Here is a 26330-nt window from a genome sequence, read left to right as displayed (position 1 = left end):
TGCAATTTGAGCGTTTACAGTCTAAAGTAAGCAGAAACTTAAATTGTTACACGTTTCTATTCTAAAGATGAAATCTGGTAAATTAATTGTTCTGACGGGGCCTAGCGGTGTGGGGAAAGGCACCTTAGTACGATCGCTCCTCAATCGCCATTCCGAATTGTATCTTTCGGTATCCGTGACAACTCGTGAGCCCCGTGAGGGAGAAATTGAGGGACAGCACTACTATTTTGTCAGCCGCAGCCACTTTGAAAAAATGGTTGAGGCTGGAGAGTTGGCGGAATGGGCCCAGTTTGCCGGTAATTTTTACGGTACTCCTTATTTTGGTCTCAAGCAAGGAATTGGTGAGGGAAAATGGGTAATCCTGGAAATTGAGTTGGAAGGGGCTAGGCAAATTAGGAATAATTTTCCAGAGGCGCTGCGAATTTTTATTTTACCTCCTTCTTGGGAAGAATTGGAGCGGCGGCTGCGGAGTCGGGGTCAAGATTCCGAAACTGCGATCGCCCGTCGGTTGGTGCGGGCTAAAGAGGAAATTGAAGCGGCGGGGGAATTTGATTTCCAAGTTGTTAATGATGATTTGGAAGTTGCTTTGAAAAAGCTAGAATCAATACTTAATGTGGTTGAGCTTTCAGGTAACTAATGACTAATTACCCATTTCTCCGTCCTGGCTAAAACTTCGCTACTTTGTTTGATAGCAACACAAACTTTTAAATTCAATTCCAGAATATTTAAGGAAGGCGGGAATTTCCGTATCGGTTCGATTTCGCGAGGAGAACAGCCCAACATTTCCATATAAGCTAGCGTCCAGCCAATAGCTGCAATGTCCCCTACATTGCCTTCTCCGGCGCAAAGGTAACAGCCCAATTCGCCCTCCGGCCCACACTCAGGACAAACCCAATTGCCCAGTTGTGAATGGGGCAGATTGGTGCGGGAGGCGGACGCAATTGTTAATGCTTTAATATGATTTTGAACTACTTGTTGAAAACCTCGGTTTTGGTTGCTGTGGGGGTCGGAATTACCGTGCGATCGCCCGATTGCTACTGCTTGCTGTTGTGGCGAAGCAAGAGAGGCTGTTTGGTTGTCCCTGGTTACTCTAGATTCGCCTAGGTTCGCAGTTAGCTGAATACCATAGTCTTTAGACTCTTCAGTCTGAGAGTGGTTGAGTGCGCTGGAGGAATCGGGTTCGGAAGTTGTGAAGGATTGTTCTATGCGATCGGCAAAATCTTGCATTGAGAGGTGATGTTCGATCGCCAAAGACCAAGTTCTTTTATGTCGGAGGTCGCCATATTTTCTGGCTTCTTCCTCAGTAATGCCGATCGCCGCAGCCTCTTGGCGCAGCACATTCATCGAAGTCATTGTATCTGATATCATTAGTTTGTTTGCAGTTAAAATTACGATCGCCCGCTCAGCCTACAAATAAATTACCTTAGATATACTACAATAGTCCGGACTATTTTGAGATCCTAGTGGGAAACCCTTGATTTTCCGTTATGAAAGAGATTGTACAATCGCCCTGACACCCTTATTTTACGCTTGGCAATCACACACTGTCCGAAGCATTGATAGTAGCCTAAATCTAAAATCTACAATCTAAAATCTAAAATTGGATGACTTCAATTCTTCCCGATACAGCTTTATCTGTGGCCGGACTAACATCATACCTGCAAGAGTTGTTGGAGGGCGATCGCAACCTGCAATCAGTTTGGCTGACAGGCGAGGTGTCGAACGTTTCGCACCACCCCAGCGGCTGCTTTTTCACTCTGTGCGACACCGACAAAAGCGCTGCTATTCGCTGCGTGGTGTGGAATTCTCAGCGGCAAAAATTGGTGCAAATCCCGGAAAAAGGAGAACAGTTGCTGGTTTTGGGAAGCATCCGGGTTTACAAAAATCGCGGCGAGTACCAGTTGACTGTGGTGCAATCGCTACCGGCTGGGGAAGGATTGCAGGCTTTGCGGTTGCAGCAATTGCGATCGCGCTTGGATGCTGAGGGTTTCTTCGATCCCGCCAGAAAGCGCCCGATTCCCGCCCACCCGCAAATTGTGGCCGTGGTGACATCCGATACTGGCGCTGCTTGGGGAGACATTCAGCGGACTCTAGCCCAAAGATATCCGGGTTTGCGGGTGTTGCTGTCGCCGACAGGAGTGCAAGGAGAATTGGCTGCTGCTGCGATCGCCCGCGCGATCGCCCGTGTAGAATTGGACGGTAGGGCGGATGTGATCATTTTAGGGCGGGGCGGCGGTTCTGCGGAAGATTTGGCTTGTTTTAATGATGAGAGAGTTGTCAGGGCGATCGCGAATTGTGCGATTCCAATTATCACTGGTATCGGGCATGAAAGAGACGAATCTCTCGCCGATTTAGTAGCAGATAAACGAGCCCATACTCCGACTGCGGCGGCCGCTCAAGCTGTACCAATTTTGGCAGATATTTACTTTGAACACAAGCAAAGAATGGTCAATTTAGCAAGTGCTGTGCGGGGAAGATTTCAGACAGAAGAAGAGCATTTGCAACTGTTACAAAATCGATTAAAACGTTTGCCTGCGACCTCCCGAACTTTGCGGCAAGCAACTGGTAAACTGGAGGTATTGCAAGAAAAGTTATCCGCACTGAATCCGGCAGCGGTTTTGCAAAGGGGTTATGCGGCGGTAATCCAAAGTGACGGTACGATCGTCCGCACAACTGACGGTTTGGAATTGGGAGAGGAATTGACTGTGAGGTTGAGTCGGGGCCTGCTGAAAGTTAAGATTGTAGAAGTATTGGATGCAGAAGAAAAGTTATGATTGATTCGCAGTTGCGCCAGTCTGACTGGAATTATGAGGAAACGGTCGATCGAATTGAAGCGATTATCGATCGGGTGGAATCGGGAGAGTTGCCTCTAGAAGAGGTTTTCGAGCAGTTTGGGGTGGCTGTGGAGTGTTTGCAAGAGTGCGAAAGATTTTTGGCGCGGGGGAAGGAACAGATGGATTTGTCGATCGAGCTTTTGGCTGCGGAACCCGATTTTTAAGCGCAGGTGAACGGGGATTAAGGCGGATAAATGTAGGTGAAATAGCAGGTGAAACCGAAAGTCCGACAGGGAATTAATTCCCTGTCTCATAGCGAAAGTCCTCGCTATGAGGACTGTTAAATTCATTAGTCCTCTTTAGAGGACTTGCGCTATGAGGCGGGGATTTCAATCCTCGCCGGAATGTGTGTCAGACGTGTTTGTTAACACCATCAAACACCACAAATCAATGCAAACCCTGACAAATAAATCCCGACCAATAACTCAAATCATCAAAAGGATTTGACAGAGTGTAAATATTTTCTTTCAAACTTTCATATCCTTTCTTCTGTTTCTGAATCTGATTCTCCCGCTTCGTTATTTTCTTCAACTCCGCCCCCAAATTATTAAACTTATCCGTCTCCTTGTGGTAGGATTTCTGCCGCAATTTTAACTTGTGTTTTTCCTTTTGAACCACAGCCAATTTTGCCTTTAAATCCCCAATAATTCTCTGAAGCAACGGATCGATTTGCGGGTGATAAAGCTCTTTCAACTCCGCACCAGAAATTGTCCGCAACCGCACCTGCGCCCGCCGCAAAGCCTCTGGACGGCTCAAACCTTCTCGACGATACTGATAGTAAAAAATCGCAAACAGCGAAGTAGCAAAATCATCCACAGCCCACAAAGTGCTGACCACACTGCGCGCCCCCGCACACAAAAACCCCGTACCCAAACTAAGCAGATTATCGGTAATTTCCGTCCCTCCTAAATTAGTTTCGCAGCAGGACATAAACACATCGGATAACTGCGGCAAGCGCCAACCAGGTGTCATCAATTCCCCTAATGTGATACTCCCGTCTCCTAAAAACAAGCGCGATTCTAAAGGATTGTCCAAACGCGAGACAGCGTGGTGACTGGAGTGGATTACATTCACATTTTGGGCGAGGTTTCGATAGGCTGCGACTGTTGCTTCTTGACTTCCTTTTAAGCGCTCAGGTTTGGTCACAATTTCGGCAATTTGTTCGCACTCAAAAGGAGTGAAGTACAAGTCATCAGTGGCATTTTCCACAATCCCGTATTTCGGCGATTCGATGGTTGGGCGTTGATGGCAATACTCCAAGATTCGGCAACTGGGCACGTAACGAATTAGGAATTTGTCACCAAGGAACACCCTTCGTAGGGGCGGTGCCCCCGTGCCCGCCCTCGGTTGGGGAGGTTCTACCGGCAATGCCGCCAGCGGAATCTGATGCAAAAACAAATGCGGAATCACAATCAATTCCTCAATTCCCTCCAAACAATTACCAATCAACTCATCAACTTTCAACCGCTGCGACAACTGAGACAAAAACTCACCCATCCCCTGTTGCCAAATTTTCCGATCCTGCAAATAAGGCGACAACCAACTCTGACCAATCCAATTCTGAAAAGTTGCCAAACCCTCTCCCTGACAAGTGTGAATCTGCGGCGCTTTATCCTTGTAAATCACAAAAATATGAGTGTCATCATCCGTCGTGTAAAAACAGAGAATCGCCGTCTGCGAATTGTCAATGAGTTGCTGCATCTTCGCAAACTCCATCGGATCGACTTGAACTTGTCCAGCTAAAACTGGATCTAAACTGCGAATGTTTTCCCAGATTTGCTGTTTCTCCCGTTCCAATTCTTGAATCTTCTCCGTGTAAGCAGACAAATCTGCCCGACTGCGCGACTGACTCCCCACACCGACTAATTCTTTATTGCCTTCAGAAGGTTTGCGGAGTTGTTCAACTTCTGCGTCAATTTCCCGCTGCTTCGCTTCAAATTCCTGCAAATATTTTTGCACTGCGGGCGGAATTTCGCTGCTAGCATACAAATCATTGCTGTGCATTAAATCGACTAACCGCTGAGCACGGGTTCTGTCGCAGTATTCTATGGCTTTTTCCAGTTGATTGCTGTTGACGCAAGCTTGAATTGCCTTTTCGTAAACACCTATAGATTCCGCTAAAATCTGCTGGCGGATATCGTCGGAAGTTGCCCAACTTCTGCTTTTTTCTACTGCTTGAATTGCTTTCTCGAATCCTTCCAGGGCGATATCCCAGAAACCAGCAGTGAAAGCGGTATTGCCGAGGCTTCTTCCGGTTGTGAGACAGTTTAAAGGAAAAGCAGCAGCAGTGCGAATTTCTAATGCTAAGCGAAAACAGGCGATCGCCTCTTCTATATTCGCCGCCCTGACTCCTTCTCTTCTCTCACTATAGGCATTCCCCAAATTATTTTGAGTCCCTGCCCAATCTTCGGGATAATTCTCAGGGGTATACACTTTTAAAGCTTCCCGAAAACAGGCGATCGCCTCTTCTATATTCGCCGCCCTGACTCCTTCTCTTCTCTCACCATAGGCAGTACCCAAATTGTTTTGAGTCAATGCCCATTTTTCGGGATAATCCTCGCGGGTATAGACATCTAAAGCTAGCCGATAACAAGCGATCGCCTCTTCTATATTCGCCGCCCTGGCTCCTTCTCTTCTCTCACTATAGGCAGCCCCCAAATTGTTTTGAGTCGCTGCCCATTGTTCGGGATAATTCTCGGGGGTACGGACTTTTAATGCTTCCCGATAACAGGCGATCGCATCTTCTATATTCTTTGCCCTGACTCCTTCTTTGTCACCATAGGCAGTACCCAAGTTGTTTTGAGTCAATGCCCATTTTTCTGGATAATCCTCGCGGGTATAGACATCTAAAGCTAGCCGATAACAGGCGATCGCCTCTTCTATATTCGCCGCCCTGACTCCTTCTATTCTGTCACTATAGGCAATCCCCAAATTGTTTTGAGTCATTGCCCAATCTTCGGGATAATCCTCGCGGGTATAGACATCTAAAGCTAGCCGATAACAGGCGATCGCCTCTTCTATATTCTTTGCCCTGACTCCTTCTATTCTGTCACTATAGGCAATCCCCAAATTGTTTTGAGTCATTGCCCAATCTTCGGGATAATTCTCGCGGGTATAGACATCTAAAGCTAGCAGATAACAGGCAATCGCCTCTTCAATATTCTCTGCCCTGACTCCTTCTATTCTGTCACGATAGGCAATCCCCAAATTGTTTTGAAGCATTGCCCAATCTTCGAGATAATCATCGGGGGTACGTACTTTTAATGCTTCCCGATAACAGGCGATCGCCTCTTCAATATTCGTCGCCCTGACTCCTTCTATTCTGTCCCTATAGGCATTGCCCAAATTGTTTTGAACCGTTGCCCATAGTTCGGGATAATTCTCGCGGGTATAGACTTTTGATGCTGCGCTATAACAAGCAATACCTATTTCTAAATTCCATGTCCGCCGCCCCAGGGGAAACTGCTGAATTAAGTTGCCCAACTCGCCAATAACTGCTGCGATGGATGCAGCTTGTTCTGAGGCAACTTCTGTGAATTTTGATGTAGTCCAAGCTTGTAATATTTGAGCAAATTGCAAATCCAATTTATCGAAATTTTGTTGTAAAATAGGATAGACAAATTGAGGATTCCCACCAGTTTTTATCATTGCCAGCAACACCTCCATCAAGAAAGAAAAATACTCTTCAGGAGTTGCTGTACTGCCGACAAAGTTTGCCAATTGTGCCGCTAGATTCTGCAACCAAGCTGCCTTGGAGTTGTCCTCTGCTGCCATCTTCTCCGCTTCCGCTGCCATGACTTGCACAAAATTGGCATCAACTAAGTCTCGATTGGCGTTGATAATATCATTTACTGTACCGCTAGGGCACTCAACCAGGGCTTGAATTAGTTGGATATAGGCGGCGAGGCGTTGTTCGTCCATTAGAGTTTCCCTTTATTCTGTATATATATTGATCGGCAATTTGGGGGAGAATTATGCAGATTCATGAAAAATTATAGATATTTGTCTTGGGAATGTTGTAGATACCCCTTGACAGGTCAAGACAGTATCTACAAGTCATGGAAATTTATCCAAATTTCTGGGACATGGTAGATTTAGGACAAGGCAAAATCATCACCATCTCCCCAAATTTCAGCTAACTTCTCCAACAAATCTTCAGCAATCAGATTCAGTTCCGCTTTCACATCCTCCTCAATATCTGAAGCTTTCTCAACAGGTGAAGATTTATCACCAGAGAAAGATATATCTCTATTTCCCAAACCTCCACTGCTAGAACCACTTCCCGCTAAAGCCTTCCCTCCTTCATATCCCCAGTCAGATTTCTCACTACTGTGCAAAACTTTATTCAAAATTGCCACAATTTCAGAAATAGATTTGTTTTGCAATTTCTCCCGAACTTGTGCTTGTACGGGGTCATCTTCTCCCAAATCAGATAGCAACTCTTCAATTTCATTTTGCAACAGCGGAATTGCCAACTCAATCCGATCCAAATAATCCCACAATTCCTCAACTGGTTTGAGATTAGTTAGAGAAATCTCTTGAATTTCATCATGAATTTCCACAGCCGGAATAAAGCCCAAAAGTTTCACCTTATCGAAAGGTTCGGCAAACTGAACGACGATATATGCAATGCGGTTTCCTCGCACTTCCGGCAGAGAAATCGCCGATTCTCCAAGCTGAACCGGACAGCATTCTATCTTGCCAATCCCCGGCAAAACCAAATCGCCGACATCCAAAACCGCCCGCATTGCTGGATTCCAACTATCACCACCATCAATATCAGTTTCCATTTCCATCCATTCCAAAAAATAGTTAACCGCCCAAACCGCCAGGGTATTGAAATAAACCCGCTTGCCTTTTTGCGGATTAGCTTGCTCTGAAGCAAATTGCAGAGCAAAATTGCGGGCACTTTGCTCCAGAGGAATTTGTAACAAATAAGTATCCATGCTATTCACCATTATTCCTCCGGTTGATATCCACATTCTTTAGCAATTCTATTGCCAATCTCTTTAACGAGTTCAAAACCTGTTCTTTTCCAGTGAGAGTTGAGAGTTTGATAGTCAATATTTAACTCTCTGGCAATTACCGATAATTTATCAGGAGGGTCTTTCAGCAGCAATCGCACTGCCAGTATGTGACAATTGGCATCCGGTCGAGGGCGACGATTTTCGGGAGTGTTTGGCTGAGTCTTATCTATTTTTTCATTGGGATAACTGTTTCGCAGTTCTCCCGTCGGATCGTCTTCAATACACTGCCATAGTTTGCGGCCGATGCGCTGCTTATTGTGAGCTTGTTCTCTCTCGATGAGTTGCTCAATCCCATTTTTTGTGGTATCGTCTATCGGTTGTTGAGCCTCAAATTCTTCACCGGGGTTGCTCGTAATCGGAGTATCAAAACTAACAGTAAAAATCTGTTGCTGCATCCGGCGATATTGGTCATAGACTTTGTTCTTGAGAGTTTTATTGAACCGCTGAACCACTCGGGTTCGCAAAACATCAGCAGCGAGATTGTCGAGGTCAATTCCCCGCAAAAATGCCGAAAGCGTTTTGATAAAACCGCAAGAAGCTTCCTGCATCATTTCCTCTAAATCAATATTAGGATAAGGATGCTTGCGAATTCCGGGCAAATGGGGAATGAGTTGGCACAATTGATTTTTGAGTCTTTCTTTTTCCTTACTACCCTCTTGCGAGTCTTTCAAGAGTTGTAGAAGTTGGCGTAACTGTTCGTCGGTGTTCACAGGCACGTTCGGATGACATCGAGATAATTCGATTATCCCAGGGAAAATAGCGCTGTAACGTGCCAGCAATAACAAACTCAAGGAAATCGGTTTGAGTTCCCAACCCGTGGGTGGAAGCAACAAGTTGAAACTTGCCGCTACAGGAACTAAACCTGCTAAGGCTTCGACGGGGGTATCATGTCTCGTCATAGTCCAGTTTTTGCGTGTTGATACTCTGATATCGCAGGTTTTGGCGGCTTTATGCAGAATAGAGCAAAAATTTTTCGTAAAGGCAATGCGATAAGGAGTTCAGTCCTTACTACGAAATTAATCCGGTGTAAAATTAACAATTATAGGGACTTCTCCATTGCGCTTTTGAAGAGATATCGCAGGAGTCACTCAGTTTATGCACATTCCAAAAATAAATCATATCAAACCCTATTGATAGCAAAGGATTTGATATGAAGCGAATTCTATTAGCCAGGATTGGGTATAGCGCGGTTTCTACAATTTGTCGATCGACCTTTTCGCTTTATCTGCCAGATTTTTCACGGCATTTTTAGCATCTTCTGCTGCGTGGCGGGCGGCAGCTTCGGCTTGTTTGGCTTTGCCTTCAACCTGGTCTTTTCTGTTGCCCGTAATATTACCGAAAATTTCCTGAGCTTTGCCTTCTAAATTTTTGCCGATCGCCTTCGCTCTGTCTTCTGTACTCATGATAAGCTCCGTTTGGCAAGTTGCTATACTAAAATTGTAAAATCAACTCGCCTGCAATTACCTTTAACTTCATATTAATTTATATTCTGCTTGACCTCGGTCTTCTGCTGATGATTTACTTGCGGCAAACTCGTCACTAAAAAAGCCAAGGATTTTTTTTGACAACTGTATAAGTCGGCAAAATTCGTCCTAAAAAACTATTTCAAACTCGCCGCAGCAACCTTAATCGGTTCCAGTAATTCTAACGGCAAATGCAGCATATTCAATTGGGTGCTATCTGCTGCTTTCCTTTCAGGATCTGGGCCGTGATAATCGCTGCCACCAGTTGCCAGCAAACCGTAATGAAGACACAAATCTTTCAACTTTTGGATTTGGCTGGAACTGTGGCTGGGATGGTATACTTCAACTCCCATTAAACCCGCATCTACTAATTCTTTTAAGACTTCCTCAACAGCGCCACCGCGAAATAAATAAGGGTGAGCCCAAACTGGTACTGCGCCGCAACTTTTCAGTAAATCAATGCCTTCGACGATCGAGAATTTCTCGTAATGAACATAAGCCGGGCCGTCATCTCCCAGCCAGCGATCGAATGCTTCCCGCGATGATTTCGCGTGACCGGCTTTTACAAGTGCAGAGGCAATGTGAGGCCGTCCCGGTGCCATTCCTGGGGATGTTTTTGGCAGTTCGATCGCGTATCCCATTGCTGCTAATTTTTCGACCATTTCCTGCGATCGGCGAAACCTTCCTTCCAGGCGATCGTTCAAAGGAACGCGCAACTTATTTGCATCGGGATAAAAACCTAAAATATGCAGGGAACGGGCGTTGTGAACTGTACTGAGTTCGAGTCCGGGGACTATTTCGATATCGTACAAAGCAGCGGCGGCGAAGGCTTCATCCCACCCCGACATCGTATCGTGATCCGTGACGGCCAAAGCGCGAACCCCCGAAGACGCGGCGGCGGCTACGAGTTCGGCAGGGGTGAGAGTGCCGTCGGAATAAGTGGTGTGACAGTGGAGCTCTAGCATTTTTTCTGGTTAGTTAAAGTCTGCGAAATCTGCAATTATTCCCCTCACTCACGCGACATATATCGTCATACTATTTTAGATTTTAGATTTTAGATTTTAGATTGGGAATGAGTGATGATATAAGGGTTGAGAGTTTGTCTACTGTTGCATTTTTTTTCAGAACTGGTTTCACGGCCAGCAACATTTTTTTTATTTTTATCGTTATTTGTAATAAATAGTTGCGCCTTTAATTTGTACACTTATGCTTATTCAAATTCTGGATGACATGGGTATTCAGCCCGCCTTTTCCGTTGAATTTGGATGGAGAACAGCTTAGCTATTTCTTGATTTCTCGCATTGGGTAAAGGACACCCTCTGGCAATTTGGGAGGAACCGGCGATATTTCAATACTTTGTATGTTGTGAACTGGGATAACTACCAGTTTATCTGCCAATTCGAGAATTATCGGGTCTGCCGTCAACATTTTGTGCAGGCGAGTGCCTAAAGTGGCTTGCTCTCCTACTGTTCCCTCTGGCGCAATGAACTGGAAGTGTTGCTGTTTGCCGTTGGTATAGTGGATTGTCAGATTGATAATTCCTTCTTGGTTGGTTGCTTCCATAATTTTTTTCCCCTAATAGTCGATCGGGACTTGGCAAAATTAACAATAAATCAAAACTGGCGATCGCACCACGTTTGGAAAGCTCGTGGCAAAGCTTTTGACCAAACCGGGCTGTCGGTATGAAAGTTCGCTTGCTGCTAATTTTATCACAAAAACTGTACGGAAACTCGCCAACTTACCCAGTATACAATTGGCAGTCGCGCTGTCTTTGCTCCTCAATGCGCGAGAGCCTTCGCCAACAATATTTGGTCGATCGGGCTTTCTTCTATGCCAGTTGGCAAAGTGGCTCAATTTAGCCTCTGTAGCGACTTGACTCAAAGCGGTCTCAAGTCTTACAGCAGAGGCATTTGAGCGCTTGGGGTGTCAAAGTTTTTCGAGGTGGGAACTGTGGAGGTTGAGATAGCGGCATTCTGCTGTCACCGCCGTAGAGGATTTTTTTATAAATTAATAACATAACATTCAGGTACAGCTTATGAAATCCACACTTTGTTTTCCCGAAACTTCTCTTCACTCTAACGCAGTCACTGTTAATAATAATGCTATTGACTCTTGTATCCTTACAGCTTGGATTGACTTAGTAGGAGGAGATTTTGAGAGCTTGGGAGGAGATGATTGGCTGCCCTTGTGCGGCGACATTGATGACGGCGAAATTTACCGGGAATGGTTTTTGTGGCAAGACAGCGAAGTAACTCAAGAATGGGAAGCTTACGATCCCATTACTAATTATCGAGTTGTGGCACCTAGCCGAGAAATGATGATTTCTCAAATCGACCAAATAGAAGATGCCAGAAAAATTTAGTCGATCGGGAGAAGCTTAAATCTTGATTTTCACCTTTAATAAAAATTTTGTAAACAAACCCGGTTTCTCCCAACCACACTCAAGAAACCGGGTTTTTCCGACCAAAACTCTAGGTTTGGGTTGAGTTACACTGGCCCAACATAATAATTTATGTCGCTACTGCTTTTTGTTTTTCTCGTTCTAATTTGCGCTGCTTCAAGGCTGCCAGATTTTGTTTAATCGTGTCGATCGCAAATCCAGCCCCCTGCTGTTGGTATAATTCGCTGGCACGGATCAAGTCTGCAACGGCCTCCTCATCCGATCGCAAATTTGCAAAAGCCAATGCACGATTGTGGTAAGCTTCTGCTAAAGTTGAAACTTGTTCTACAGCGCAGGTAAATTTATCTTTTGCTTTGCGGTACTTTCCTGACTGATAAGCCTCAATTCCTTGTTGAAAATAAACGGAAGCTTTACTGCCGCTGTCGGTATCTGGAAATTCTGGGTAAGTTAAAATTGGTTCTTTAAAGAGTACAGAAATGCTGCCATTGCCGAAGTAAGCCCAAGTCATTGTTCCAAACCCAATCCCCAGCACGAGGGCAATAATGACAGACAGAGCAATAAAATTGGTGAGTTCCATAGAGCAATATTTGTTGTATTATAATATGATAAGTTAATTCCTAACTTCTGCAACAATGGCTGCACGGATTTACCTTAACTGGAAATGGTTTTTCCGGTCGCTAGCTTTAGTATTGTCGATCTGCTTAATTACTGCAACTGCAAGTTCTGACGCAGCAACCAACGCGCAAACTCAAGCAGGGTGGCAATTGTTGCAGCGGGATGAGACGGGGTTGGTGGTAGCAATGCGACACGCGATCGCCCCAGGTACGGGAGATCCTGCTAACTTTAAGTTAGGCGACTGTTCCACCCAGCGCAATTTATCAGCACAAGGAAGAACCCAAGCCCAGCAAATTGGAGCCGAATTTCGCAATCGCAACATCAAAGTTGCCAGAGTTTTATCGAGTCAGTGGTGTCGGTGTTTGGAAACAGCAAAACTGATAAATATAGGCCAAGTCGAACCGTTCCCAGCACTGAACTCGTTCTTTAGCGACAGCAGCAAAGAAGCCAGACAAACAGCCATACTCCGCAAATTAATTGTTGACAATCGAAACACGAAAGGCGCGATTGTTATGGTAACTCATCAAGTAAATATTACCGCGATTACTGATATTGTACCGCAAAGCGGCGAAGCTGTGATTCTCAAAGGATCTCCACAAGGTAAAATCCAAATAGTCGGACGAATTGAAGGATTTTAAATAGATAGAAAGTTATAATATTATCAATATCCCGTTACCAATTACCAATTACCAATTTATATGAGTTTCCAATACAGCGCCGCCCTAGTGACTTTAGCAGACCTTGATAAGGAAGTTCTCGTTAAATTTTACACAAAATTTCTCGACATAGAACCAAACTCTTACATTCCCAATACTTATGCTGAATTTCAACTCCCCGGCTTAAGACTCGGCATATTCAAACCCAAAGATTCCCACAAATCGGAATTTGCAAATCGAGCAAAAACAGGCATGAGTCTGTGTTTGGAAGTCAGCGATATCGAAACTGCGATCGCCCGAATTTGGGCTTTAGGATATCCGCCCGCAGGAGAAATTATCAAAGCTTCTCACGGTCTAGAAATCTATGCCTTCGATCCTGCCGGGAACCGCATAATTTTGCATCAATCCCATTAGAATGTAGGATGATGGCTAATAATTTGTGAACTCTCGATCTTCTCTTCTCTTCCTTCGCGTCCTAGCGCTTACGCGCGGCTTCGCCTAACACGTCTTCACGGTTCGTTCAAAAAAACATCCAGTTCACAACCCGCTAATGACATTGTAAAACCCGCCTCTACAAATCCCAACTCCCTTAACTATCTAATCAGTTCAGCAAAACTATAAAAACTGATAATTAATAACAGCAAGGCTGTCAGGTGAGTTAGCTGAAATTGAGGCCGCGGGCCGAGGTATTCCCGCACCAAAATTGAAAAAGACGAACCAATTATATAACTCAAAGACAGCGTTAAATATTGCCACTGCAATGTTACACTCCACAGCCCGAGCAAAATCATCGCCAAAGTCAACATCACCAACTCAACAAAGCGAGGCGGATTGTGCTGAGTAGACAGAATCAAAGTGTCCAACCAATATTGCCAAGGTCTCATGTTTTAGCGATCGAGCTTTTGGATTTAGCCTTCTAGCTTAACCTACGATCGCCATTCAGTTTGTTGCTGCAAACACCTTAAGGCCTCCGCCGTCTCAACCTGCGGAAATTGCCCATAAAAGCGACTGACACTGTAAAAAGGGTGAGGAGTCTCCAAAACGATCAACTTATCGGCCATCGGGGCCAAAAATCCCATCAAATCTGCCGGAGCGACAGGCGCGCAAATCCACAAAGCCAGCGGTTGCTGCGACTCCAAAGCCTTAGCGGCCACAGCCATCGTCATCCCCGTAGCAATGCCGTCATCTACCAAAATCGCCAAAGCCCCAGCCGCGCTGATATTTGGGCGTCCAGGAGACAAATCTGCCAGCAGAGATTGAGCATTATTTTGAGCCAGGGGCAATGCTGATTTTTGCAAGCGTAAATTGTGCTGCTTTTGCTTTTCCCAGAGGACGTGACCATCAGCAGTTGCAGCCCCGATCGCCAATTCTAAATTATCTGGGCGAGTAATTTTCTTGGCAACAACCACATCCAAAGGACAGCCCAAGCGACGCGCAATCGGCACAGCAACGGGCAAACCCCCGCGTGGCAAGGCGTAAACAATCGGTTTCAGCGCCTTCTGTGTCATTAAACTCAACTTGCCGAACTCGTCCACAACTGCCTCGGCCAGTTTTTCGCCAGCATCGGCGCGATCGTCAAAAAACGGGTTAGAGAACATATTTTTGCCTGTACGAGCTCAACCAAACAATTGGAGATTGTGCCAGTGTTAATTGGAGATTGTACGCGCGAGTGTAGCTATCCCGTAGGGAATCGACAGCATCGCACACAAGCTTTTAGCCAATCTCAAATCACCAAACCCGATCTAAACTATAAACTCTAGACTCGAAAATATCTCCCTAATTGTAAAATTTATGTCCAGCGACTTGCAACTCAGCCTTTTTGACAACAATCAAAGTGCCACTTTCCAAACAGACTCAATACCAGCAAATGCCAAAATTCCCATTCCTCCCGGCACTTATCAAAATATGGAACAAATCGGCGAGCACTGCAACCGCTGTCACCGCTGCGAATTAGGCAATACGCGCACTCACGCCGTCATCGGGCGCGGCAATCCTCAAGCCTCAATTTTGATTGTGGGAGAAGCGCCCGGACAAAACGAAGATGAAACCGGATTGCCCTTCGTCGGGCGATCGGGCAAACTGTTAGATAAGATTTTAGAATCCGTGGGATTGAGTGCAGAAACCGACGTATTCATTGCCAACGTCATCAAATGTCGCCCTCCCAACAACCGCCCTCCGACAGCAAAAGAAATCGAAGCTTGCAAACCTTACTTGCTCGAACAAATCCGCATCTTAGACCCCAAAATTATTTTATTAACCGGTGCAACAGCCCTCAAAGGTTTGCTAAGCGACAAGCGGCCGATAAGTAAAATCCGAGGTCAATGGATTGAATGGGAAAATCGTTTGTGTATGCCGATTTTTCACCCATCATACTTGTTGCGAAATCCCTCCCGTGAACCGGAAACTCCGAAATGGTTTATGTGGCAAGATATGCAACTAATCAAGGCTAAATTAGACGAATTCAACGAGCAATTATAATATTTTTTGTTTGTGCTTTGTATGGGCGGGTTTCACCAACAATAATTGCCTAAAACAGATAATCTCTCTCGTAAACCCGCCCCCCACGGTAAATCCCTCAACCGAAAATTCGTGGATTTTCTGATACCTCTTTCAGGAACAGGCATTTTGCCTGTTCCACAATAAAATTATTTTCTGTCAGGAACAGGCATCTTGCCTGTTCCACAATAAAAATTATTTCATGTGGGGAGTAGGGGTTGGGCGTCTCACCCGCCCGCAAGATGGGGAGCGTGTCATTTTTGCGATGAGTATAAATACTGGTTAACCCCACCATGACTTTTTTGCCGATCATCAGTATCAATAGTCGGGACAGTTTTTATATGGCCCAATGGCTTATGCTCGCTTGACTTTGAGCCACTGTGGATAATTAAATCAATGTCAGCTCCACCCCTGACTTACATTTAATTCGACTTTTTTACGATCCTTGCCCCGCGTAAGCTTGTAGTATCGTTCCAAGAACTGTCCGGAGTATTGCAGTATTATAGGGAATAATTATCATCTCTTCCCACTTGATATATAATCATGAAAAACTTTATTGAAGCTATTGGTGGACTAATAGGAATCCTAGCTTTTGTGAAAGGCATTCTTGAGTTCGTAGAGCTCAATAGGATAAGTAGATATGAGAAGTTTCATGAGATGAGCAAAAGATTCGATGAGAACGAGTCAATCCAGAAAGTCTGTGAGCTTTTGCATGATAGCTCTAGCAGCATATCAGTCACAAAACAGGAAAAAGAGGTATTTATCTGCTTTTTGGAAGAGATTTACTTTATGATTATGTCTGGTATAATGAAAAAGGAAATTGCACTGTACACATTTGGCTATTATGCAAGAGAAGCAATGCACAGCCAAAGATTTTGGCACGATCTTGATAGGGGGGAAGAGTATTACACAGTATTCCATAAATTCTGTCGAATGGTCTCTATCTTTGAGCCAAGCAAACTCGGAGTCAAGAAAACGCTGAAATACTGAGCACCATGAAGATAAATTCTTAGGTCACAATGTACTTTTGAGGGGTTATCCTTTGATTTAGAATTGAGTATTTCCTAATTGAGAAGGTCAAACATCTTCGGAATTTCCAACTTATCTATTTCCACCTCGTGATTTATTAATAGCGGAAATTATACTAGATTTTATAAAAAAAGGTGTTATTAAAAAAAGAGGTACCAGTAATGACACAGGTATAAGTCGTACAACCATCGGCACTCCAACCCAAGGGCTAGAACTAACAAAAGACATGAAGCCGCTCCAATCCAGACTGTTAATTAGACCCCAACCCACAACCAACCGCAAGATGCCTGTTCCACAATAAAATTATTTTCTGTCCGGAACGGGCAAGATGCCTGTTCTACAATAAAAATTATTTCATGTGGGGTGGGCATCTCGCCCACACAAAAATATAATTTAGTTGCCGGACAACTTATTTTTTGCATGACAATCGCGCAACCACAAACGAATAGCCTCAGCAATTTCGCTGGCACTATCTTGACTTAATAAAGGACGAATATTCGCCGCAGTACCAAACCGAGAAACGATTTTTGCCAACTCCCAGCCGTTCTCCGTTTTAGCGAAAAATAACCAATGATATTGCTGAATTTCAACTCGTTGTCCCCCGCGATACTGCCGTTCCAAAGTAGTAATGAAAACTTGACTGGCATTTTCAGGAAGCGCATCTTCCAAATTTAAAGGTAGCGGTTCAAACTCCGGGCGACCCGCTAAAATTATTTGAGGCAGCGCGTAACCGGACGGTGTGTTTTTGTTAGAAGAAAAGTGCGATCGCACAATAACGCGATTAGCATAACTCGGCAAATCTTGCAACAGGCGATCGACCAAAGTTTCTAAATCAGCCGGACAGGGCGATCGCACTAACAAATCATACCGACTGGCATTGATACTGTTAGTATGATTTGTCATAAAAATAACTGCAAAAGTCGGAGTGGCAACCGCAGATATCAGCAGATAAACACAGATGAACACAGATAAAATTTTATTGGCGTTCATCGGCGTTTATAGGCGGTAAAAAACACATTCCTATTTTTATCCCAACTCTTCACAAATCCGCGCAAAAGCCGCCGCCGGATCATCCGCAGCAGTAATCGGGCGCCCAATCACCAGATAATCCGCACCAGCTTTCAAAGCAGCCTTTGGAGTCATCGATCGCTTTTGATCGCCTCCATCGGCCCATTTCGGACGCACACCGGGACAAACTAACAGAAAATCATCCCCGCAACTCATTCTTAACTGTTCCACTTCTTGGGGAGAACAAACAGCACCAGCTAAACCCGTTTCCTTAGCCAACAATGCCATGTGCAAAGCATATTCCGGCAACTCCAAAGGTATTTTCAACTCAAAAGCCAACTGTCGCGAATTCAAACTCGTTAATAGAGTAATTGCAATCAACTTAGGACTCGGTTTATCCACAGCCGCCGCCCCTTCAGTCACAGCCAACTGTGCCGCTTTCAAAGCATCTTTACCACAAGTAGAATGGATAGTCAATAAATCCACATTGTACTTAGCAGCAGCCCGACAAGCACCAGCCACAGTATTCGGGATATCGTGAAACTTCAAATCGAGAAAAATCCGCTTTTCCCGCTGTTTTAAAATTTCCAAAATCCCCGGCCCGGAACTCACAAACAGTTCCAAACCCACTTTCCAGAAAGATACTTGCGGCAGTTTGTCCAGAAGTGCGATCGCCTCTTCTTGACTCGAAACATCCAAAGCAACAATAATTCGGTTATCAGCGTTCATCAGCGTTCATCTTCAGTATTCATCTGCGGTTAAAAAAGAGATTCAAGACACCAATCGCACAAACTTATTCTTCCCAACCTGCAAAACCTTACCGCATAAATCAGCAGGTGATTCAAAAGTAAGATTAACATCAGAAACCCGATCGCCCTCCAACTTCACCCCACCGCCCTGCATCAACTTCCGCGCATCACCGCTGCTTTTACAAAGCCCGCTAGCACTCAGAATATAAAACAACTTAGCCGGAAACTGCACACTTGCCAAAGAAAACTCCGCCACAGCATCAGCTTGTCCCGCAGCACCTTTAACCAGGGCAATTGCATCTTGTTGTGCGCGTTCCGCCACTTCCGAACCGCGATACTGGCGCACCACATCCACAGCCAAAAGTTTCTGTTTTTCTCGCGGATTTTCGGGCAATTCATCAAGTGGCAAATCTGTCAATAGTTCAAAATATTGGGCGATCGAAGTATCGGCAATTTTCTCCAACTTAGAATACATCGTCAGCGGATCTTCCGACAAACCCACATAATTATTCAAAGACTTCGACATCTTCTGCACGCCGTCAGTCCCGATTAAAATCGGCATCAGCAAACCAAACTGCGGTTTCATCCCAAAATGCCGCTGCAAATCTCTTCCCACCGCAATATTAAACTTTTGGTCGGTTCCGCCCAACTCCACATCAGCTTGCAAGACTACTGAATCGTAACCCTGCATGACTGGATACAGAAACTCGTGCAGGAAAATCGCATTTTCCTGCTGCATCCTGTTATCAAATCCCTCTTTAGCGAGCATCTGCTGCACCGTCATCGTGCCTAGCAGTTCCAAAATCTTCGCCATGTCCAATTTTGACAACCACTCGGAGTTATAGCGAATTTCCAAACGTCCGGGCGTGTCAAAATCTAGAATCGGACGCACTTGGTCTAAATAAGTCTTGGCATTTTCCGCCACTTGTTCGGCCGTCAACTGGCTTCGCATCTCGGACTTTCCTGTCGGATCGCCAATTCTCGCGGTAAAATCTCCGATGACCAGTACCGCTGTGTGACCGGCATCTTGAAAAGCCCGCAGCTTGCGGAAGCAAATGCTGTGTCCCAAGTGAATGTCCGCCCCTGTGGCGTCAATTCCCAGTTTGACGCGCAAAGGTCGATCGACTTTTGCCAGCAGTTGGGCTAAATTTTCGTCAGGGTTGCTAGAATCAGGTCGATCTGGAAAAATCTCGCTGACGCCGCGGTAAAGCGCTGAAAGGTTAGGAGTTATCATCGGGGAGCGATCGTCCATCATATTATTTTGCCAAAGTGCAGCAGAATTAGTTACACTCACTGGTTGACGCATAAAAACATAACTATCAAGCTACTATAATCCCAAAGCTGACCGGCTTTCATTAGCTGACCCCGCCCAAAAACGGATACCAGCCCCCGACAACAGTCGTGGAGATCCCCAAATTTTAGACTCTTGTTCAAACTCCCAGATTCATCTGTGGAATCAATCTAAAATCTAAAATCTAAAATCTAGAATCGACTGACAGTCTCTAGGGTTCGCATCTAAAATTAAAAGTCTTAAACCCCAAATCGAGTGAGGAAGTGAAATCCACGTGTCAACCAACGCAGTCCGCAATAACACGGAAAACTCAGCCCCCGTATTTGAGTTTGTTCAGTCAGTCAGTAAAGTGACCGCCGGAACCATACTCAGCATGACAATGCTTGCCAGTTCCGTAGTCGCTGGTGGACTGGTTGGCTTAGCGATCAGCTTCCGCAATTTGCCAGATGTTCGGATCTTGCAAACCTACTCTCCCACAGAAACTACCCACATTTACGACATCAACGGCAAGCCGCTAGCCAGCATCCACGACGAAGCCAACCGGGATGTCGTACCCCTTGACCAAATCTCGCCGAACCTGAAACGAGCTGTTCTGGCGATCGAAGATAGCAACTTCTTCACCCACAAAGGCATCAACCCCGGCGGTATAGCCCGAGCTCTCCTAGTAAACCTAGAGAAAGGTAGAACCGTGGAAGGGGGTTCAACTATGACTATGCAGCTAGTCAAGAACCTGTTTCTTTCTCCCCAGTCAAAATTTAGTCGCAAGGTAGCTGAAGCGGTAATGTCTATCCGCTTGGAGCAAATTCTCAACAAAGACCAAATTCTGCAACTATACCTGAATCAAATCTACTTAGGTCACAACTTGTATGGCGTAGAGACAGCCTCTCGAAGCTATTTCAACAAATCAGCAAGTAATTTGACTCTTTCAGAAGCCGCGATGCTGGCCGGCTTAATTTCTGCTCCCGAAGAATACAGTCCTTTCGTCAATTACAAGTTGGCAAAAGAGCGGCAAACCCTCGTTTTAGGCCGCATGAAGGATCTTAAATGGATTACGCCGGCCCAAGAGACTGCTGCCCGCCAGGAAAAAATTAAGCTAGGCAAAATTACCTCTTTTGGTGGCTCTCAAGTTCCTTACGTAACACAAGCCGTAGTCCAGGAACTGACGAGGCGTTTTGGGCGAGATGCCGTGGTTAAGGGAGGAATGCGCGTTCAAACGACGATCGACCTCAAAATGCAGCGCATAGCCGAAGAAACAGTCAAAGCGTGGCACAATCGGCTTTACTACCAAGGCCTGTTTTACGATCGCGAGGAAGGTCAAATTGCCCTAGCCGCCGTCGATCCCCGCACCCACTTCGTCAAAGCAATGGTGGGCGGCGTCGATTACGAAAAGAGCCAGTTCAACCGCGCCATTCAAGCACGCCGCCAGCCCGGATCTTCTTTTAAGCCTTTTATCTACTACGCTGCCTTTGCTAGTGGCAAATACAGCCCCGATTCAGTTGTATACGACTCCCCTGTCGGCTACCGCGACGGCGACGGCTACTACTACCCTCAAAACTACGGTGGCGGCTTCTCCGGTGCCGTCAGCATCCGCAGAGCTTTGGAAGTATCTCTCAACATTCCCGCCGTCAAGCTTGGCCAAGAAGTCGGATTGAATAAAGTGATTGAGATTTGCCGCGTGCTAGGCATCAGAAGTCCGATGGAACCGGTGATTTCTTTGCCCTTGGGTGCCGTTGACCTCACTCCTTTAGAAATGGCCGGAGCTTTTGCTACCTTCGCTAACAACGGCTGGCATTCTGACACCACGTTTATCGTGCAAGTTACTGACAGCAGCGGCAACGTCTTGCTCGACAATACCCCCAAACCCAAATTAGTTCTCAATTCCTGGGCGGCCGCATCTGTCAACAGCGCTCTGCAAGGGGTAATTAGCAGCGGAACGGCAAGGGCTGCTCAACTTGGGCGACCGGCTGCTGGGAAAACTGGTACAACTTCCTCAGAACGGGATATCTGGTTTGTGGGTTACGTGCCGCAGTTGTCGGTGGCTGTTTGGATGGGCAACGACAATTACAGACCGATGAGCTACGGTGCTACTGGTGGTACTATTGTCGCCCCTGTTTGGCGTGATTTTATGAGCCAAGCTTTGCAGGGAGTTCCCGCAGAAAGTTTCAAACCTGCTTCATCTTTTGAGCGGCCTTAACTATCAGTCATTAGTCATTAATCATTAGGGATTAGGCATGGGGCATGGGGCAGGGAGAATACTTTCTTTTTCTTCCTTCTTCCTTCTTCCTTCTTCCGACTTCCATCGGACTGACATCCGTTACATCCGTTACATCCGTCGAGCGAATCCGTTGCCGAACTTCCTTCTTCCTTCTTCCTTCTTCCTTCTTCCGACTTCCATCGGACTGACATCCGTTACATCCGTTACATCCGTCGAGCGAATCCGTTGCCGAACTTCCTTCTTCCTTCTTCCTTCTGACACTAGGATTGTTTTTCCAGCTCAGATTTCATCCGCTCCAGCGTTGAGTTCATTTGCTCAAACATCTGCTGGGGCGTGATACCAAATTGATTGAGCTGTGTTTTTAACTGCTCTACAGTCATCTGAGCCATGAAGTCCTCAGACAGCTCAAAGCGCTTCATAAAAATACGGTAGCGCTCCATCATTGATTCCATCTGAGCGATGAACATTTTCTTGCCTTCGCGATCGAATTTTCCGTAATTGCCGCCTAGTTTGATGAGAGATTGATAGTCTTCAAACAACAGTTTGGCTTCTTGCTGAACAATTTCTGAATCAAAAAATCCCATAGCTTTCCTAATTTTTTAATATTCTACTAATTTTGCTCTAAGCGAGAAATCCCGCTGCTTTTTCTACTATTTTATCAGTTGCCGGAGGAAGTCCCTACCCCTCAAGGTACAAGAATAAGTAGAAATTTCCGTACAGGAGAGGCATCGGGCATCGGACATCGGGCTTGCGATGACAACAGTCAACAGTCAACAGTCAACTGTCAACTGTCAACTGACTTCAAACTTCCCCGATTCGTTCTAGAGGCCAAAACCGCACTACAGCGCGGCCGATGATATTCTGCTTAGGTAAAAATCCCCACCTGCTGGAGTCGTTGCTGTTGTTGCGGTTGTCTCCCATCACAAAGTATTCATTTTCTGGAACGCGATAAGGCCCCCACTGGTATTTAGGAGGTTCGGCAATATATTTTTCGACGAGGGGTTTGTCGTTGAGATAAACTAAACCTTTTTTAACGGCGACGGTTTGACCCGGTAAGCCAATTACCCGCTTGATAAATGCTTGGTCTTGGGTAAAGCCTTGTTCTTGCAACTTTTCGGGCGGGGCAAATACTACGATGTCCCCAGTTTTGGGCGGTTCGAGGTAGTAGGAGATTTTTTCGACTACGACGCGATCGCCCACGTGCAAAGTGGGTACCATAGAATCTGAGGGTATGTAGCGCGGTTCGGCGACAAAGGCTCGAATCACTATTGCTAAGCTCAAAGCAATAATCACTATCTGAAGATTTTCTCGCTGCGACTTCCACGCTTTTTGCCACCAGCTTTCAGGCGGATTGTCTGCTACTTCTGTACCCAAATTCTTTTTTTCAGATGTCATGAAAGTCCTCGCTATATAGTTGCCACTAATTATCTGATTAAGCTCGCTCAGCATTTAAATTGCATCTCAAGAAATAATCAAACCCTGAGCGAGCTGGGCACACGATCCCGCCCAAAATATACAATTTAAATGCTGTCCAGCTTACCATTGAAGTATGTCGCTGTTAATTACTAGACGTGAAGTGCAGGCATTCGCAAACAATCTTGAAAAGCATCTGCGGTTTCCCTATCAATCAAAGATTTATGCCATAACTCTCCTCTTGAGATTAACTCATAAAAAAGGCAGAGAATTTAAATTCTCTACCTTTTTTATTTGAGGATTTTGAGTTGTTTGCGATTACGTGATTGGTTATTTCCAAACTTAACTCGTGATCGCACACAACTCAAACTTACTCAGCGCCTTGGGGCAGCAATTCCCGCTTTTGACCTTGCAGCACCTTAACAATCCCGTCCTCGCCCACATCCACAACAGCGGTGTCACCGTCTTTGATGCGGCCAGAAAGGATTTCCTCAGCCAAGCTGTCTTCCAGCAAACGCATGATGGCGCGGCGCAGGGGTCGGGCTCCGTAGCTGGGGTTGTAGCCTTCTTCTACCAGCCGTTCTTTGAATTTTTCGGTCACTTCCAGGGTGATGCCCTGTTCTGTCAAACGACCGAACACTTCTTTGAGCATGATGACCGCAATTTCCTTGACTTCTTCCTTGTTCAACTGGCGGAAGACGATAATTTCGTCGAGTCGGTTGAGGAATTCGGGGCGGAAGTAGTTTTTGAGTTCTTCGTTAACCAAAGAACGAATGCGGTTGTAATTAGCATCGGCTTGGTTGTCGCTGAACTCGAAACCGAGACCGCCGCCGCCTTTTTCAATCACCTTAGAACCGATGTTTGAGGTCATAATTAGCAGCGTGTTTTTGAAGTCCACGGTGCGACCTTTGGCATCGGTTAAGCGGCCGTCTTCCAATATTTGCAAAAGCATATTGAAGACATCGGGGTGGGCTTTTTCGATTTCGTCGAACAGCACGACGGTGTAAGGACGGCGGCGGACTGCTTCTGTGAGTTGGCCGCCTTCGTTGTAGCCGACGTACCCAGGCGGAGAACCGATGAGTTTGGAGACGGTGTGCCGTTCCATGTATTCGGACATATCCAGCCGAATCATCGCGTCTTCGGAACCGAAGAAGTAGCCGGCTAAAGCTTTCGTCAGTTCGGTTTTACCGACGCCTGTGGGGCCAGAGAAGATGAAACTGGCGATCGGGCGATTCGGATTTTTCAAACCAACGCGAGCGCGACGGATGGCGCGGGAAACGGCTTTCACTGCTTCTTCCTGGCCGATCAAGCGCTGGTGCAAGGTATCTTCCATGTGCAGCAGCTTTTCGGATTCGGATTCGGTCAGTTTGTTTACCGGGACTCCCGTCCAGCTTGCCACGATTTGAGCAATGTCTTCTTCGGTGACTACTGGCGATGGGTCGGTTTCGCCGGTGCGGGCCGAGTCGGTTTTTTTGGCTTGGGAAATAGCCCGAATTTCGGCTTTGATCGTCATTTCTCGATCGCGCAATTCCCCTGCTTTATCAAAGTCTTGAGAACGCACCGCTTCGTCTTTATCTTTGAGGACTTGGCGGAGTTCTTTGTCAAGTTCTTTGGCTGCGGGGGGCAGTTGGGAGTTGATCAAGCGAACTCTAGAACCAGCTTCGTCTACCAAGTCAATTGCTTTGTCTGGGAGGAAGCGATCGGAGATGTATCGGTGAGAGAGTTTGGCTGCAGCTTCTAGGGCTGTATCCAAGATTTTCAGCTTGTGGTGCTGTTCGTAGCGTTCTCGCAGACCGAAGAGAATTTCGATCGTCTCGTCAACGGTGGGTTCGCCGACCATGACGGGCTGGAAGCGCCGTTCTAGGGCTGCGTCGCGCTCGATGTGCTTGCGGTACTCGTCTAGGGTGGTAGCACCGATACACTGGAGCTCGCCTCTTGCCAAGGCTGGCTTGAGAATGTTGGCTGCGTCGATCGCCCCTTCCGCCGCACCTGCACCGATCAAAGTATGCACTTCGTCAATCACCAAAATCACGTTACCCGCAGTGCGGATTTCGTCCATGATTTTTTTGAGGCGTTCTTCAAATTCGCCCCGGTATTTCGTACCGGCAACCAGCAAGCCGATGTCGAGGGTGACGACGCGCTTGTCTTCGAGGATATCTGGGATGTCGTTGTTAGCGATGCGCTGGGCCAGGCCTTCGGCGATAGCTGTTTTACCGACTCCGGGTTCGCCGATGAGCACCGGGTTATTTTTGGTGCGGCGACCGAGGATTTGGATTACCCGTTCGATTTCTTTTTGGCGTCCGACTACTGGGTCTAGTTTCCCATCCACCGCCATTTGAGTCAGGTTGGCACCGAATTCATCCAGGGTTGGGGTTTTGGTGCGAGCGCCGCCGCCAGTGGCTGCGACTTCTGCGGTTTCTCCCAGCATCCGAATCACTTGGGTGCGGACTTTCGACAAGTCTACTCCCAGGTTTTCTAAGACTCTGGCCGCTACTCCTTCACCTTCGCGGATCAGGCCCAGCAGCAGGTGTTCAGTACCTATATAGTTGTGTCCGAGTTGGCGAGCTTCTTCTAGGGATAGTTCTAGAACCCGCTTGGCGCGGGGGGTGAACGGTATTTCTACTGCTACGAAGCCGGAACCGCGCCCGATGATTTTTTCCACTTCAATCCGAGCGTCTTTGAGGTTGACCCCCATTGATTTGAGGACTTTAGCTGCAACCCCGGTTCCTTCACCAATCAGACCCAGGAGGATCTGTTCTGTCCCTACGAAGTTGTGACCCAGGCGGCGAGCTTCTTCCTGGGCCAACATGATTACTTTTATTGCTTTTTCTGTGAAGCGTTCAAACATGATTTATTCCCATCACCTGCTGCTATGTGCCCGTTTCGAGGTCACGCTCGCACAACGAGCGTTTGTGTTCGAGTGTTAACTCGTACTGCTTATTCTAGCGCGACACTCCCAACCTATCTGCCGCACTCGGCTGCGGTTGCAGATTCCAGGCTCATGTTGCAGGGTGGCTTTCAACTGGGAAGACCCAAATGGTGGCTGACCTACAACCTCCCCTAGACTGCAAGAAGATTGCTCTTCTCGGCCCGTGCCCAACCTACGACTGCGTATTGATGGATTCTAGCATAA

At 46.3% G+C, this 26330-nt stretch carries 28 protein-coding genes; 9 read left to right on the top strand and 19 right to left on the bottom strand.

Translation table 11 applies throughout. From position 1 onward, the window contains the following. Nucleotides 1-67 precede the first annotated feature (67 nt). Nucleotides 68-637: a guanylate kinase gene (gmk, locus tag QUA07_RS15090; protein ID WP_333326409.1), complete on the top strand. Its 570-nt coding sequence runs from the start codon at nt 68-70 to the stop codon at nt 635-637. Here gmk and QUA07_RS15085 read toward each other — a convergent pair. Continuing rightward, the gene (locus QUA07_RS15085) at nt 634-1368 is read right to left on the bottom strand and encodes a hypothetical protein (RefSeq protein ID WP_333326407.1); all 735 of its coding nucleotides are present in this window, start codon (nt 1366-1368) and stop codon (nt 634-636) included. The genes gmk and QUA07_RS15085 overlap by 4 nt on opposite strands. A gap of 236 nt (nt 1369-1604) precedes the next feature. On the opposite strand from QUA07_RS15085, the gene xseA reads away from it, so the two are divergent. Both xseA and xseB read left to right on the top strand, forming a co-directional pair. Further along, nucleotides 1605-2774, top strand: a complete 1170-nt coding sequence (gene xseA / locus QUA07_RS15080) for an exodeoxyribonuclease VII large subunit (protein ID WP_333326405.1) — start codon at nt 1605-1607, stop codon at nt 2772-2774. Further along, the gene (gene xseB, locus QUA07_RS15075; RefSeq protein ID WP_333326403.1) at nt 2771-2998 is read left to right on the top strand and encodes an exodeoxyribonuclease VII small subunit; all 228 of its coding nucleotides are present in this window, start codon (nt 2771-2773) and stop codon (nt 2996-2998) included. Before xseA ends, xseB begins: the two co-directional genes overlap by 4 nt. A gap of 223 nt (nt 2999-3221) precedes the next feature. Here xseB and QUA07_RS15070 read toward each other — a convergent pair whose 3' ends face one another. From QUA07_RS15070 to QUA07_RS15040, 7 genes are all read right to left on the bottom strand, one after another. Continuing rightward, nucleotides 3222-6755: a CHAT domain-containing tetratricopeptide repeat protein gene (locus tag QUA07_RS15070; RefSeq protein WP_333326401.1), complete on the bottom strand. Its 3534-nt coding sequence runs from the start codon at nt 6753-6755 to the stop codon at nt 3222-3224. Nucleotides 6756-6928: 173 nt separating this feature from the next. Next, nucleotides 6929-7792, bottom strand: a complete 864-nt coding sequence (locus QUA07_RS15065) for a DUF1822 family protein (protein ID WP_333326399.1) — start codon at nt 7790-7792, stop codon at nt 6929-6931. Continuing rightward, nucleotides 7792-8760: a hypothetical protein gene (locus tag QUA07_RS15060; RefSeq protein ID WP_333326397.1), complete on the bottom strand. Its 969-nt coding sequence runs from the start codon at nt 8758-8760 to the stop codon at nt 7792-7794. The genes QUA07_RS15065 and QUA07_RS15060 overlap by 1 nt, the downstream gene beginning before the upstream one ends. 294 nt (nt 8761-9054) lie before the next feature. Further along, on the bottom strand, nt 9055-9264 hold the full coding sequence (locus tag QUA07_RS15055) for a CsbD family protein (protein WP_006632574.1): 210 nt from the start codon (nt 9262-9264) through the stop codon (nt 9055-9057). A gap of 197 nt (nt 9265-9461) precedes the next feature. Beyond that, nucleotides 9462-10289: a PHP domain-containing protein gene (locus QUA07_RS15050; RefSeq protein ID WP_333326395.1), complete on the bottom strand. Its 828-nt coding sequence runs from the start codon at nt 10287-10289 to the stop codon at nt 9462-9464. Between the two features lie 316 nt (nt 10290-10605). Beyond that, nucleotides 10606-10887, bottom strand: coding sequence for a hypothetical protein (locus QUA07_RS15045; protein WP_333326393.1), 282 nt, complete (start codon nt 10885-10887; stop codon nt 10606-10608). 39 nt (nt 10888-10926) lie between these two features. After that, a complete protein-coding gene (locus QUA07_RS15040; RefSeq protein WP_333326391.1) occupies nt 10927-11205 on the bottom strand; it encodes a hypothetical protein in 279 nt (92 codons plus the stop codon). Between the two features lie 154 nt (nt 11206-11359). Between QUA07_RS15040 and QUA07_RS15035 the strand changes: the two genes are divergently transcribed. After that, nucleotides 11360-11686 carry a hypothetical protein gene (locus QUA07_RS15035; protein ID WP_333326389.1) on the top strand — a complete coding sequence of 109 codons (327 nt, stop codon included), beginning with the start codon at nt 11360-11362 and terminating at the stop codon, nt 11684-11686. A gap of 148 nt (nt 11687-11834) precedes the next feature. Here the strand turns inward: QUA07_RS15035 and QUA07_RS15030 are convergent, their stop codons facing one another. After that, nucleotides 11835-12302, bottom strand: coding sequence for a hypothetical protein (locus QUA07_RS15030; protein WP_333326388.1), 468 nt, complete (start codon nt 12300-12302; stop codon nt 11835-11837). Nucleotides 12303-12357: 55 nt separating this feature from the next. Here QUA07_RS15030 and QUA07_RS15025 point away from each other — a divergent pair, with 55 nt between their 5' ends. Together QUA07_RS15025 and QUA07_RS15020 are read left to right on the top strand one after the other, a co-directional pair. Further along, the gene (locus tag QUA07_RS15025) at nt 12358-12978 is read left to right on the top strand and encodes a histidine phosphatase family protein (protein ID WP_333326386.1); all 621 of its coding nucleotides are present in this window, start codon (nt 12358-12360) and stop codon (nt 12976-12978) included. Nucleotides 12979-13038: 60 nt separating this feature from the next. After that, on the top strand, nt 13039-13410 hold the full coding sequence (locus QUA07_RS15020) for a VOC family protein (RefSeq protein ID WP_333326384.1): 372 nt from the start codon (nt 13039-13041) through the stop codon (nt 13408-13410). Between the two features lie 179 nt (nt 13411-13589). Here the strand turns inward: QUA07_RS15020 and QUA07_RS15015 are convergent, their stop codons facing one another. Further along, nucleotides 13590-13880: a hypothetical protein gene (locus QUA07_RS15015; protein WP_333074037.1), complete on the bottom strand. Its 291-nt coding sequence runs from the start codon at nt 13878-13880 to the stop codon at nt 13590-13592. 42 nt (nt 13881-13922) lie between these two features. After that, nucleotides 13923-14594, bottom strand: a complete 672-nt coding sequence (locus tag QUA07_RS15010) for a phosphoribosyltransferase family protein (protein ID WP_333326382.1) — start codon at nt 14592-14594, stop codon at nt 13923-13925. A gap of 193 nt (nt 14595-14787) precedes the next feature. Between QUA07_RS15010 and QUA07_RS15005 the strand changes: the two genes are divergently transcribed. Further along, nucleotides 14788-15474 carry a uracil-DNA glycosylase gene (locus QUA07_RS15005; RefSeq protein WP_333326380.1) on the top strand — a complete coding sequence of 229 codons (687 nt, stop codon included), beginning with the start codon at nt 14788-14790 and terminating at the stop codon, nt 15472-15474. 97 nt (nt 15475-15571) lie between these two features. Here the strand turns inward: QUA07_RS15005 and QUA07_RS15000 are convergent, their stop codons facing one another. Further along, a complete protein-coding gene (locus QUA07_RS15000; RefSeq protein WP_333326378.1) occupies nt 15572-15805 on the bottom strand; it encodes a hypothetical protein in 234 nt (77 codons plus the stop codon). Nucleotides 15806-16035: 230 nt separating this feature from the next. On the opposite strand from QUA07_RS15000, the gene QUA07_RS14995 reads away from it, so the two are divergent. Then, the gene (locus QUA07_RS14995; protein ID WP_333326376.1) at nt 16036-16482 is read left to right on the top strand and encodes a hypothetical protein; all 447 of its coding nucleotides are present in this window, start codon (nt 16036-16038) and stop codon (nt 16480-16482) included. 432 nt (nt 16483-16914) lie between these two features. On the opposite strand, the gene QUA07_RS14990 is transcribed toward QUA07_RS14995, so the two are convergent. The 3 genes from QUA07_RS14990 to tyrS are packed head-to-tail and all read right to left on the bottom strand — an operon-like array spanning nt 16915 to nt 19533. Then, complete coding sequence (locus tag QUA07_RS14990) at nt 16915-17511, bottom strand: hypothetical protein (RefSeq protein WP_333326374.1); 597 nt, start codon at nt 17509-17511, stop codon at nt 16915-16917. Nucleotides 17512-17547: 36 nt separating this feature from the next. Next, a complete protein-coding gene (pyrF, locus tag QUA07_RS14985; protein ID WP_333326372.1) occupies nt 17548-18258 on the bottom strand; it encodes an orotidine-5'-phosphate decarboxylase in 711 nt (236 codons plus the stop codon). Nucleotides 18259-18300: 42 nt separating this feature from the next. After that, nucleotides 18301-19533 carry a tyrosine--tRNA ligase gene (tyrS, locus tag QUA07_RS14980; RefSeq protein WP_333326503.1) on the bottom strand — a complete coding sequence of 411 codons (1233 nt, stop codon included), beginning with the start codon at nt 19531-19533 and terminating at the stop codon, nt 18301-18303. A gap of 310 nt (nt 19534-19843) precedes the next feature. Here tyrS and QUA07_RS14975 point away from each other — a divergent pair, with 310 nt between their 5' ends. Next, nucleotides 19844-21763 (top strand): transglycosylase domain-containing protein, encoded by a 1920-nt coding sequence (locus tag QUA07_RS14975; RefSeq protein ID WP_333326370.1) that lies wholly within the window; start codon nt 19844-19846, stop codon nt 21761-21763. Nucleotides 21764-21892: 129 nt separating this feature from the next. Here QUA07_RS14975 and QUA07_RS14970 read toward each other — a convergent pair whose 3' ends face one another. From QUA07_RS14970 to QUA07_RS14955, 4 genes are all read right to left on the bottom strand, one after another. Then, the gene (locus QUA07_RS14970; RefSeq protein WP_333326369.1) at nt 21893-22045 is read right to left on the bottom strand and encodes a hypothetical protein; all 153 of its coding nucleotides are present in this window, start codon (nt 22043-22045) and stop codon (nt 21893-21895) included. After that, nucleotides 22045-22368 carry a DUF1825 family protein gene (locus tag QUA07_RS14965; RefSeq protein WP_006632589.1) on the bottom strand — a complete coding sequence of 108 codons (324 nt, stop codon included), beginning with the start codon at nt 22366-22368 and terminating at the stop codon, nt 22045-22047. Before QUA07_RS14965 ends, QUA07_RS14970 begins: the two co-directional genes overlap by 1 nt. A 217-nt stretch (nt 22369-22585) precedes the next feature. Then, on the bottom strand, nt 22586-23179 hold the full coding sequence (gene lepB / locus QUA07_RS14960; RefSeq protein ID WP_333326366.1) for a signal peptidase I: 594 nt from the start codon (nt 23177-23179) through the stop codon (nt 22586-22588). Between the two features lie 388 nt (nt 23180-23567). Further along, nucleotides 23568-26045 (bottom strand): ATP-dependent Clp protease ATP-binding subunit, encoded by a 2478-nt coding sequence (locus tag QUA07_RS14955; RefSeq protein ID WP_190733781.1) that lies wholly within the window; start codon nt 26043-26045, stop codon nt 23568-23570. Nucleotides 26046-26330 lie beyond the last annotated feature (285 nt).

This window comes from Microcoleus sp. T3_A4 (assembly GCF_036700465.1).
Lineage (GTDB): Bacteria > Cyanobacteriota > Cyanobacteriia > Cyanobacteriales > Microcoleaceae > Microcoleus.
This window is presented reverse-complemented; position numbering and strand designations above follow the sequence as displayed.